Source organism: Enterococcus sp. (genome assembly GCF_022711995.1).
Classification (GTDB): domain Bacteria; phylum Bacillota; class Bacilli; order Lactobacillales; family Enterococcaceae; genus Enterococcus_D.
On record NZ_JALAHI010000075.1, the window covers coordinates 49,270 to 60,641 of the forward strand.

The 11,372-nt window shown below is 42.0% G+C and carries 8 protein-coding genes; 5 read left to right on the forward strand and 3 right to left on the reverse strand.

Going from position 1 to position 11,372, the window contains the following annotated elements; genetic code table 11:
- Window positions 1-4: 4 nt before the first annotated feature.
- Entirely contained in the window at window positions 5-2,245 is a 2,241-nt protein-coding gene (gene pcrA / locus Q0A12_RS07435; protein WP_291292030.1) for a DNA helicase PcrA, read from the reverse strand.
- A gap of 170 nt (window positions 2,246-2,415) precedes the next feature.
- Here pcrA and Q0A12_RS07440 point away from each other — a divergent pair, with 170 nt between their 5' ends.
- Window positions 2,416-3,960 carry a ClC family H(+)/Cl(-) exchange transporter gene (locus Q0A12_RS07440; RefSeq protein WP_291292031.1) on the forward strand — a complete coding sequence of 515 codons (1,545 nt, stop codon included), beginning with the start codon at window positions 2,416-2,418 and terminating at the stop codon, window positions 3,958-3,960.
- Between the two features lie 154 nt (window positions 3,961-4,114).
- Here Q0A12_RS07440 and Q0A12_RS07445 read toward each other — a convergent pair whose 3' ends face one another.
- Entirely contained in the window at window positions 4,115-5,581 is a 1,467-nt protein-coding gene (locus Q0A12_RS07445; RefSeq protein ID WP_291292032.1) for an alpha-amylase, read from the reverse strand.
- Between the two features lie 203 nt (window positions 5,582-5,784).
- On the opposite strand from Q0A12_RS07445, the gene Q0A12_RS07450 reads away from it, so the two are divergent.
- Genes Q0A12_RS07450 through Q0A12_RS07460 form a run of 3 tightly spaced genes read left to right on the forward strand, consistent with a single transcriptional unit; the run spans window position 5,785 to window position 9,378 of the window.
- Entirely contained in the window at window positions 5,785-6,540 is a 756-nt protein-coding gene (locus Q0A12_RS07450) for a DeoR/GlpR family DNA-binding transcription regulator (protein WP_291292033.1), read from the forward strand.
- Window positions 6,537-7,451, forward strand: coding sequence for a 1-phosphofructokinase (gene pfkB, locus Q0A12_RS07455; RefSeq protein ID WP_291292034.1), 915 nt, complete (start codon window positions 6,537-6,539; stop codon window positions 7,449-7,451). The genes Q0A12_RS07450 and pfkB overlap by 4 nt, the downstream gene beginning before the upstream one ends.
- A 22-nt stretch (window positions 7,452-7,473) precedes the next feature.
- Window positions 7,474-9,378 (forward strand): fructose-specific PTS transporter subunit EIIC, encoded by a 1,905-nt coding sequence (locus Q0A12_RS07460; protein WP_291292035.1) that lies wholly within the window; start codon window positions 7,474-7,476, stop codon window positions 9,376-9,378.
- 87 nt (window positions 9,379-9,465) lie between these two features.
- Here the strand turns inward: Q0A12_RS07460 and Q0A12_RS07465 are convergent, their stop codons facing one another.
- A complete protein-coding gene (locus Q0A12_RS07465) occupies window positions 9,466-10,791 on the reverse strand; it encodes a hypothetical protein (protein WP_291292036.1) in 1,326 nt (441 codons plus the stop codon).
- 132 nt (window positions 10,792-10,923) lie between these two features.
- On the opposite strand from Q0A12_RS07465, the gene Q0A12_RS07470 reads away from it, so the two are divergent.
- Complete coding sequence (locus tag Q0A12_RS07470; protein ID WP_291292037.1) at window positions 10,924-11,103, forward strand: SPJ_0845 family protein; 180 nt, start codon at window positions 10,924-10,926, stop codon at window positions 11,101-11,103.
- Window positions 11,104-11,372: the final 269 nt, after the last annotated feature.

Below are 11,372 nucleotides of genomic sequence, written 5' to 3' on the forward strand. Positions count from 1 at the left end.
CTCCTTATAGTTTTTCGATTGGAGCAAAGGCAGCTAGCAGCCGTTTTACTCCTTGTTGGGGAAAAGCAACATCTAATTCAAGATCTTGTGCTGCTCCAGTGGTTCGAACGATCGTACCGATACCCCATTTTTTATGATTGACTTTTTCCCCCACTTGCCATTGATTTCCCGCTGCCGTCGTGGTTTGTTTCGACGACACAGTGGTTTGGCGGGGCTGTGTATAGGTTGGTTTGAAGACTTTAGGTTGAAACGGTGTCGCTGCTTTCTTTGGTTGGCTTCTTTCTCCTAAAGACTGCAAGAGATCTTGCTCGATCTCTTCGACAAAGCGAGAAGGCCGATTATACTGTGTACGCCCATAAAGGGTTCGAGAAAATGCATTCGTCAAGAATAATTCTTCTTCCGCACGGGTAATACCCACATAGGCTAAGCGACGTTCTTCTTCCAATTCGCTTTCTTCCATCAGGGCTCGAGACAATGGGAAAATATTCTCCTCTAATCCGATTAAAAAGACCACCGGAAATTCCAACCCTTTAGCCGCATGCAATGTCATTAATGTTACTTGACTGCTTTCTTCTTCATAGGAGTCAACGTCTGACAGCAATGCGAGATCGTTAAGAAAGATACTCAATTTTTCCTCCGGTGCATCGGCATCATCTTCATTTTGTGCTTCGAAGCGTTTGTCAAACTCTTGTGTAACCGTCAGGAATTCTTCCAAGTTTTCTAATCGGGACTGAGATTCAAGATTGTTTTGATTGATCAGCTCTTGTTTATATCCGGTTTTATCCAAAATTTCTTTGGTTAGTTCTGTTACTGATAAATAAGGAATCATTTGGGCAAACTGATCCATCATCACCCCAAAACTACCTAGCTCTTTCCCAGCTTTTCCTGAGATATTGGCTAAATCGACATTCATCGCTGCTTCCAGTAGCGACCATTCATGAAGAGAAGCAAACTCTCGAAGTTTCTCAACAGAAGTCGCTCCGATACCACGTTTAGGCACATTGATGATTCGCTCCAAACTGAGGGAGTCACTAGGATTGGCTATTGCCGAAAGGTACGCTAAGATATCTCGGATTTCTTTCCGATCATAGAATTTGCGTCCCCCCACCATTGTATAAGGGACATTTGCTTTCAACAACATCTCTTCAATCACCCGAGATTGGGCATTGGTCCGATACAAGACAGCAAAATCGCCATATTTTCGACCTTTATCCGCGATCTGTTTTTGCATTTCACTGACGATAAACCGTGCTTCATCCCGTTCACTGTCGCCGCGATAGTAAGTGATTTTTTCACCAGCTGTATTTTCCGTCCATAAGTTTTTATCTGGACGGTTACGGTTATTTTTGATGACCTGATTCGCCGCATTCAAAATTGTCTGTGTGGAGCGATAATTTTGTTCCAACAAAATCACCGCTGTATCAGGATAATCTTTTTCAAAATCTAAAATATTCTGCATGTTGGCACCCCGCCAACCGTAAATACTTTGGTCCGCATCCCCAACCACACAAAGATTTTTGAAGCGAGCCGCTAATAAATTAACGAGGGTGTATTGTGCATGGTTGGTATCTTGGTATTCGTCCACATGAATATAGTGGAATTTCCGTTGATAGAACTGCAGTGCATCTTCATTTTCCTTAAATAAGCGAATGGTATTCATGATCAAATCGTCAAAATCCATACACTGATTGTTTCTCAATTCCTTTTGGTAAAGTGCGTAACAACGACCCACGATCTGCTCAAATAAACTACCTTGCTGATTTTCATAATCTGCCGGTGTCAACAATTCATTTTTCGCATTGGAAATGGCTCCCAAGATAGACCGAGGATCGTATTTTTTAGGATCGATATTTAACTCTTTTAAAACTCGTTTCATTAACGTATTTTGTTCAGAGGAATCAATGATCGTAAAGTTTTTCGAGTAGCCGATCCGATCAACGTCTCTTCGTAAAATCCGGACACACATCGAGTGAAACGTCGAGACCCAGACGTCTTCTCCGCCAGATCCCAGCAGCTGATTCACCCGTTCTTTCATTTCTCTTGCCGCTTTGTTAGTAAAAGTAATGGCAAGGATATTCCAAGGATTGACATTTTTTTCTTCAATCAAATAAGCGATTCGGTGGGTCAAGACCCGCGTTTTGCCACTACCGGCTCCGGCCATCAGCAATAGAGGTCCTTCTGTCTGCATCACGGCCTCTTTTTGCCGTGGGTTCATGTTCGCAAGTAATTCACTTTTGGATGACATGGTTTTAACCATCCTTTCTTTCTCAATCCATTCAATTATAGCATTATCCGATTGTAGGGAAAACCGAACGCATTGAAAAGTTGCTAAAATTTTCCTTTTTGTTCTTCAAAAAAATTCCTTGTTATCTATTCAAAAAAGGGCTAAATTAAATAAGGAAAGTGAGGAGTTCGATGAAGAAACATGAAATCCATTATTTAGATACCACCCGTCTAGCATTTATTGGCAAAGGAATCCTAGTCGGTGGGTTTGTAGGGATCGTCGTTAGTTTATTTCGTTTGGCGATCGAGCTTGTAAGTGAAAAGGTGGTGGACCTCTATCGGTATCTTGCTGATCATCCACTGCAAATTATCTTATGGCTATTATTTTCGATCATTCTAGCAATCATTGTGATCTTATTAGTAAAATCCGAGCCGCAGATCAAAGGCAGCGGTATCCCGCAAGTTGAAGGAAAATTAAGCGGCGAGATTGATTACCCCTGGTTTCCTGTCCTTTGGAAAAAATTCGTTGGGGGCATTCTCTCTGTTGGTTCCGGTCTTTTCTTAGGACGAGAAGGGCCATCCATCCAACTGGGTGCCGCAGTCGGACAAGGTCTTAGCCAATTCTTTAAGGGACCAAAGTCAGAAGAAAAGATTTTGATTTCCAGCGGCGCCAGCGCTGGTCTTTCTGCAGCTTTCAATGCACCGATTGCTGGTTTGCTTTTCATTTTAGAAGAGATCCATCATTCCTTTTCACCTCTTGTATGGCTGACATCTTTTGCTTCCGTGATTACCGCTAACTTTGTCTCTTTGAATTTTTTTGGTCTGAAACCAGTCCTTTATCAAGGAAAGATCAGTGACCTCCCGCTGAAATACTATGGCACGTTAGTGATTTTAGGAATTTTATTGGGTGTCTTGGGAAGATTTTATCAGTGGACATTGCTGTCCTTGCCAAAATGGTATGGGAAACTCCCTATTCCCTCTGACTGGTATGGATTGATTCCTTTTGTATTGATTATTCCAATCGGTCTATTTTTACCAGACTATTTAGGCGGTGGAAATCAAATTATTCTGACGTTAGGAGAAACCGGGGCTCCTCTGCTGTTTTTGATTCTGTTGCTGATTTTGCGCTATTGTTTTTCTATGATCTCTTATGGAGCCGGTCTTCCCGGCGGCATTTTTTTACCGATTTTAACATTGGGCGCAATCATCGGTGCGATCTTTGGCACGTTTTTGGTTCAATCATTCGGTTTGGACCCTATTTATGTCAAAAATTTTGTGATCGTAGCTATGGCTGGTTACTTTACAGCCATTGGGAAAGCCCCGCTAACAGCGATTATTCTAGTCACTGAAATGGTGGGCTCCATCAATCACTTGATGCCCTTAGGATTAGTCAGTTTAGTTGCCTATATCGTAGTAGATGGCCTCGGGGGGCATCCAATCTACGAATCCCTACTGGAAAAAATGCACAAAGAACCAACAGTGAATATCCGAGGAACCAAAACAGTGATTGAATACCCTGTGACTGCTGAAAGCTTATTTGACGGAATGGCTGTTCGCGACTTTCCTTGGCCAGAAAACATGTTGCTGGTTTCGATCCGTCGAGGCGAAAATGAACTTCTGACCCGCGGAGACACTATCATGAAGGTCGGCGATGCCTTGCTGATCTTAACAGATTCCAACAGCGTGTCAGAAGTAAAGAAAAAAATCAGCTATTTAGCGAATGGGCCGCTTACTTAGTACCGCGAGCAACAACTGAAATAAGGACATCCGACGATCAAGATTCGAAAAAACGAAGGGACAAAGCAACAGATCTGGTATCTGCAGCTTTGTCCCTTCGACTCTGATTGCCGTACAATAGCAGAAGACTATCCTGCTAAGCATTTATTGAACATCAGCTATAAAATTTTTCCACTAAGCGTTCATTTACATAAATAGAAACTTGACCATCGTTGACCGGGAAGACCCCTTTACCGGTTTCATCTAAAACGACTTTTGCTTCATTATTTTTCAAAATATCCACATAAGTTTCCCCGCCATGAAATGCACTGATGGTCATTTCTTTTTCAGCACCTTGCGCATTTGTCATGACCACCGCCAAGCCAGACAATTCATGTTCATAATCGCCTGTCAGTACCCAACCAATACAATTAGGGTCATCGAAATAATCCACTTGATTTCCAAAGGAGATTTTTTCCCGTAATTTCATTAGATTTTCCAGATCTTCCCCAACGGGTTCAATACCTTGTTCAGGAATGCCGAATAGATCACCCCAAAATACAACTGGTACTCCAGCTTTTCGTAACAAGATCAACGCATAAGCATGCACTTTAAACCAACCATCGACCCAAGATTGTAAACTTTGCCCGACTTGTGTGTCATGATTGTCAACAAAAGTCACCGCATAGTCTTCACGAGAAGCGGTCAATGTGCCGGCGAAAATCTGACTCATATCATACGCACCATTTGAATGAGATGCTTCGTAAAAATTGTAATGCAATGGCACATCAAACAGATGGATCAGATTTCCGGAAGAATCTAAATACTCTTCTAGTTTTGGCAGATCACCGGACCAATATTCTCCCACCACAAACAAATCCTCGCCTTTTTCTTCCCGGCGATTTAAAAGCCAATTGACATAATAATTAAACTCAATGTGTTTGACCGCATCCAATCGATAACCATCGACCTGTGTCAGCTCTTGATACCATTTGCCCCACTTATCCAGCTGCTCGATGGTTTCGGGGTTTTCCATATCCAAGTCGCACCCCATGAGGTAATCATAGTTGCCCATTTCGTCATCTACTTGGTCTTCCCATCCTTTTTGGGCGAAGTTGAACAGTGCGTGATCATTGGTCCGATCATCATAATCAACCCCCGAAAAATTCTTCCATGTCCATATATAATCATTGTACTTCCCTTTTCTTCCAGGGAAAGTGAACTTCGTCCAAGCTTCGATTTCTTCTTCATCACTTATTGGTTTATTGCGATTGTCCCAGCTGTACTTGACCGCAGGCACCGTTTCTTTTTCATCGGCACCAATTAGATGATTGAACACGATATCGGCGTATACTTTCAATCCTTGCTCTTGCAATGCTTTGATCGCTGCAAGGTATTCATCTTTGGTTCCATACTTGGTCGGCACCGATCCTTTTTGGTCAAACTCTCCAAGATCGTAATAGTCATAGACGCCATAACCAACATCTTCAGCGCCAGCTGTGCCTTTATACGCAGGAGGCAACCATACCGCTGTAAAACCATAATTTTTTAGTTGATTACTCATTTCTTTCAATTTGTTCCAATGTTGACTATCTGCTGGCAAGTCCCATTGGAAGCCTTGAAGTATCACTTCATTTTTCATATAATTCCCCCCTTAAATCAATTAAGCCAAATAATAGTCATTCTTGTCAAACATTAGCTCATCTAATCCTTCGTTTGACCTAATCGCCGACTATTTTTGACCGTTTCAAACATTCACCACCTTACATTTTGACCGTTTTTAACTGTTTGTGATTGATTATGACCGTTTTTTGTGCTATCATAACAATTGAAGAGGTGATGTAAATGCTTACAGAAGAGCGCCATCAAAGGATTTTGGCCCTTTTAGAAGAATCTGAAATTGTCAAAGTCAGTGAGTTGATTCAGCAATTACAGGCGTCTGAATCAACGATTCGTCGTGATTTGCAAGAGCTTGAAGGCCAAAATGCCTTGGTAAGGATCCATGGAGGGGCAAAAAAAGTTCAGCAACTCGGTTTTGAACCTAATATGAAAGAAAAAACCCAAAAATTCCAAGCCGAAAAGCAAAAAATCGCCCAATATGCCGTTTCTTTGATCAAAAACGAAGAAGTCATTTACTTAGATGCCGGAACAACCACGCTTGAAATGATTCCTTTTCTATCAACTATCTCCGATTTGAAGGTGGTCACCAACTCTGTCAAACATGCATCCTTATTGATTGATCAAGGAATCGAGACCCTGATTCTAGGAGGAACCATCAAAATCAGCACCAATGCGGTTTTAGGAAGTGGTGCCAGTGAGCAATTAAGAAAGTTGCGTTTCAATCGCTGTTTTATTGGTATGAATGGTGCCCACTTAGAGGCTGGTTTTACTACCCCGGATCCTGAAGAAGCAATGATCAAAAAAATTGCGCTGGAGAATAGTCAAAAAGCGTATGTATTAGTCGACCATTCTAAATTTCAGCAAACTACTTTTGCCCAAGTTTCAACGATTGAAAATGCAGAGATCATTACAGATTTCTGTCCAAAAAGCTATCTGGCAAAATTCCGTTCAAAAACAACTGTTATGGAGGTATCCGAATGATTTACACTGTTACATTAAACCCATCCATCGACTATATCGTCCACGTCGATGCATTACAATTAGGGGAACTCAATCGAATGAAACAAGACTTTAAGCTTCCCGGAGGAAAAGGAATCAATGTTTCTCGTATTTTACAGCGAATCCAGACTCCCTCCACTGCAATTGGTTTTATTGGTGGCTTCACGGGACGTTTTATCGAAGAGTGGTTGATCAACGAAAGAATCACGACAGATTTTACACAAGTTGCTGCCGATACAAGGATCAATATTAAATTAAAATCCGGTGAAGAAACCGAAATCAACGGGTTAGGACCTACGATTACAGACGCTGAAAGCCAGCAATTGAAGCGGAAGTTATCGGCACTTACAAAAGAAGATATCGTGATTTTTTCTGGCAGCAAACCCGACGGGCTAACCACAGATTATTACCAAGAATTGATCACTATTGTCAAAGAAGCTGGTGCTGAATTCGTTATTGACACAACCGGATCCGAGTTAATTGCCGCATTGCCGGACCAGCCACTGCTGATCAAACCAAACAATCATGAGTTAGCAGAACTGTATCAAACCACCTTCCATTCTTTTGAGGATATTTTGCCTTATGGCCAAAAACTAATCGCCGATGGCGCAAAAAATGTGATCGTTTCTCTTGGCGGTGATGGGGCCCTTTTCTTTACAGGAAATGAAATTTATCGCTCGAATGTTCTGAAGCGTCCTTTGAAAAATTCAGTTGGTGCAGGCGACTCTATGATTGCTGGCTTTATTGGCCAATATACAGCAACAAAAAATGCACTGGAAGCTTTCAAATGGGGCGTCGCTTGTGGAAGTGCCACTGCGTTTTCAGATGACTTAGCAACTGCTGCATTCATTCAAGAATTATTACCAGAAGTCGTCATTGAAAAGATCGTTTGACTTAATCTAAGGAGGATAAACAATGAAAATCAATGATTTACTATTAAAAGATGCCATGATCATGGACCTGCAAGCAACAGATAAACAAGGAGCCATTGACGAAATGGTGGCCAAACTTTATGAAGTTGGTCGTATTTCAGATATAACTGTCTACAAAGAAGGAATTTTAGCCCGTGAGGCTCAAACGTCTACTGGCCTTGGTGATGGAATCGCCATGCCTCATGCCAAAAATCAAGCCGTCAATGAAGCCACTGTTTTATTTGCTAAAAGTAAAAAAGGTGTGGATTACGAAGCGCTAGACGGCCAGCCTACTTACCTCTTCTTTATGATTGCTGCACCTGAAGGAGCGAATGATACTCATCTACAAGCATTGGCTGCTCTTTCTCGTCAACTGGTGGATCCAGAATTTGTTGAACAATTAAAGAATGCCACTACTGCGGAGGCCGTCCAACAACTCTTTGCCGATGCAGAAGCACAAAAAGAAGAATCGACAGTTGATACTGCCGCCGAACCAGCCGGTGACCGGCCATACCTTGTTGCTGTAACTGCCTGTCCTACCGGAATTGCCCATACTTATATGGCGGAAGATGCATTGAAGAAAAAAGCCAAAGAACTAGGCGTAGATATCAAGGTTGAAACAAATGGTTCAGAAGGAATCAAAAATCGCTTAACCGAAGAGGATATTTCTCGGGCAGCTGGTGTCATCGTTGCTGCAGACAAAAAAGTTGAAATGGATCGCTTTAATGGCAAACATCTAGTGAATCGGCCGGTGAGTGACGGGATTCGTAAAACGGAACAACTGATTAATGAAGCATTGAGCGGCGATGCCCCAGTCTTTCATAGCACTGGTCAAACAGTGGCGGAAGAAGCTTCGGCTGATGGAACCGTTGGTCAACGAATCTACAAAGACTTGATGAATGGTGTTTCTCATATGCTGCCATTCGTTATTGCCGGCGGCATCATGATTGCTATCTCTTTCATGGTCGATCAATTCATGGGTGTTCCCCAAGACGCTTTAAACCAGTTAGGTAGTTATAACCAACAAGCTGCTTGGTTCAATCAAATCGGTAGTGCTGCTTTCGGATTTATGTTACCTGTCCTAGCTGGATTTATTGCCTCTAGTATCAGTGATCGTCCAGGTTTGATTGTTGGTTTTGCCGCTGGTGCATTGGCAAATACTGGGGGTGCAGGATTCCTAGGTGCATTGATTGGTGGATTTCTAGCAGGATATGTTATCAAATTCTTGCGCAACCTCTTCAAAGGATTACCTAAATCATTAGACGGTATTAAAACGATTCTCTTCTACCCTGTTTTTGGTTTGTTGATCACTGGCTTTTTGATGTTATTGATCAATGTCCCAATGAAAGCCATCAATGATGGTCTGAATAGTTTCCTAACTGGTTTAAGCGGAACAAACGCTGCACTACTAGGCGCGTTGTTAGCAGCTATGATGGCCGCCGATCTAGGGGGACCAATCAACAAAGCTGCCTATGTTTTCGGTACGGCAACACTTGCCACTACGGTTGCTGATGGTGGTAGTGTCGTAATGGCCTCAGTGATGGCTGGCGGAATGGTGCCGCCATTGGCGATCTTCATCGCAACAGTCCTATTCAAAAATAAATTTACCAAAGACCAAAAAGAAGCTGGTTTGACCAACATCGTGATGGGGCTGTCCTTTGTAACCGAAGGGGCGATTCCTTTTGCAGCAGCTGATCCTCTTCGGGCGATTCCAAGTTTCGTTGTTGGTTCTGCTTTGACTGGCGCATTAGTCGGTGCATTCAACATCCAATTGATGGCACCACACGGCGGAATCTTTGTTGTTCTTCTATTGTCAAAACCATTATTATTCTTGCTGTTCATCCTAATCGGTGCAATCGTTTCTGGAATCATCTTCGGATTGTTGAAAAAAGAAGTAACCACCGCTTAATAAGTAATGGATAATAAAAAATCTCCTGTGTTTCAACACAGGAGACTTTTTTGCATGGAGATGATTCAAGGGTCTTGTGTTCTCTGGTCATTTATTTTCGAGGGATCGATGTTCTAAGCGTTCCATATTCATAAAATAAACCCGCAAGCGGTGACTTTCTTTTTTTAAATTGACCCAGGTGTATTTTTTGCTGCGATGCAAAAAACCAAAATGGACATCGGACATCCGCCTTTTCAACTCATCAATAGGCAGATCTGCCATTGTCGCTTGAGGGAGATAAAACTGTAAACAAACGGTGTAGTCTTCAAAGTGCTCGGTTGTATAATTGACTTCTAGATGACTGCGAATATAAAATTCATACGCGTCCAGTCCGTTATCAATGGTTAGTTGCGGTTTTAAGACGATATAATCCATCATGCGCCTCTCGTTTTGGTCGATCCAAGGAAAATATGCCTGCGCATTCAACAAGCCTCTTACACGGCGTTCCTGATAAATTTCACGAACCAAATCGAAGTTTCTTGTGACAAAATGCGTCGCTTTTCGTTTGACCGTTGGCTGCAAGCGATCGTTTTGATACTGAATCGTCTGGATCAGCTGATCGCCGAATGCGTATTCAATAAAGGGTTCCCGTAAGATCCCCACCCCATTATCCCAACTCAGCTGATCGACACCAATTTGATCACGGAACAATCGCTGATAGGAAAGATTGCTGGGATGATCCCATTGGAACGGATCACGGTAGAGTTCCACCATGACTACCCCTTCCGCCAACGTTTGGATTTGTTCGACTTGCTGGGCATCTTTAATGATCACTAGCGGCAGTACCCGCTCATAGTACTCTGAGAAGTACATACGCCAACAAGACGTCAAACAATAGCCGTTGTAAAATACATCATAACCAGCAAATTGATTGCAGTCGATCACGATTTCATTTGCATGGTTTTTCCGCTTAGGCAATTCCGCAATCTCTTCTGGTTTCTGAAAGTCGTAGCGCTTCGCAACACTTTCTACATTGTGATTTAGAAATTCATCATAGGCTCGAATATAGCTAAAGAGCCCTCCTTGTTCCATTGTTGTTTGTACATAACTCAATAAAAGTTCGCGGGATTCCTGGAAAACCGTAAATGTAAAGAGATGTCGTTGCAGCACGGCTGCTTGGACGACATGAATACTTGATTCATTTTGTCCATCGGTCAAAATCAGTTCAAAATTGACTTCTTCAATACTTCCCTCCAGCAATGCGCGCACTTCAGCTATATCATAGGAATGGATTTCCTTTTGATTTAAATAGTAGCTGGTGGGTGTAAAGGAAAGACGGACCAAAGCGAACCAGTTGGCTATTTGCTCCCGCATCACGTTGTCTGCGAGTTGAGCCGATTGAATGAAAGTATAGATTTTTTTCGTTTTGATCATCTTTCTCACCTCTTTTATGTACTTCTTATTTTATTATAGTAAAGGGAATGAGGATTGAACACTATTTCGCTTACTTTTCAGATGAAAAACTTTGCTTTTCATGGTAAACTAAAGGCGCTTGGAGGTGGAAGTATGGGATTAAAATTCCAACGTGAAGATTCTCTTGATAAAATGTTCGATGAGTTTGCTATTCTTCCTGACATTGACAAAGACAATAAAAAACAGCAAAATGACATTGAACGTTTCTTAGAAAAAGAGAATGATGAAAATAAAAAAGCTGAAAAAACAAAAGAACCAAAAAAAGCAGACTAAACAGAAGGCGGAGGACTCATTCCTCTACCAAGGCAAATATGCCAAAATAGATGATTACATTCAACGATGTGTAATCCATAAAACAAATCATTCTTGCGTTAAAAAACATACTAAGATTAGAGGGTAGGGTCAGTGACGGCTGATTCTACCCTCTATTTTTCTTTTTGGATTATAGTGAGAAGTGAGAGAAAGCTCGAACATAGTTCCATGAGCGTAGTATAAGCCCGCAGTAAAAACCGAGCTTCTTCACTGACATTCTTGAATCAGGT

What these genes read in the sequence shown, in the direction of transcription:
- pcrA (WP_291292030.1), bottom strand. Translation starts at nt 2,245, where the DNA reads ATGTCATCCAAAAGTGAATTACTTGCGAACATGAACCCACGGCAAAAA.
- Q0A12_RS07440 (WP_291292031.1), top strand. Translation starts at nt 2,416, where the DNA reads ATGAAGAAACATGAAATCCATTATTTAGATACCACCCGTCTAGCATTT.
- Q0A12_RS07445 (WP_291292032.1), bottom strand. Translation starts at nt 5,581, where the DNA reads ATGAAAAATGAAGTGATACTTCAAGGCTTCCAATGGGACTTGCCAGCA.
- Q0A12_RS07450 (WP_291292033.1), top strand. Translation starts at nt 5,785, where the DNA reads ATGCTTACAGAAGAGCGCCATCAAAGGATTTTGGCCCTTTTAGAAGAA.
- pfkB (WP_291292034.1), top strand. Translation starts at nt 6,537, where the DNA reads ATGATTTACACTGTTACATTAAACCCATCCATCGACTATATCGTCCAC.
- Q0A12_RS07460 (WP_291292035.1), top strand. Translation starts at nt 7,474, where the DNA reads ATGAAAATCAATGATTTACTATTAAAAGATGCCATGATCATGGACCTG.
- Q0A12_RS07465 (WP_291292036.1), bottom strand. Translation starts at nt 10,791, where the DNA reads ATGATCAAAACGAAAAAAATCTATACTTTCATTCAATCGGCTCAACTC.
- Q0A12_RS07470 (WP_291292037.1), top strand. Translation starts at nt 10,924, where the DNA reads ATGGGATTAAAATTCCAACGTGAAGATTCTCTTGATAAAATGTTCGAT.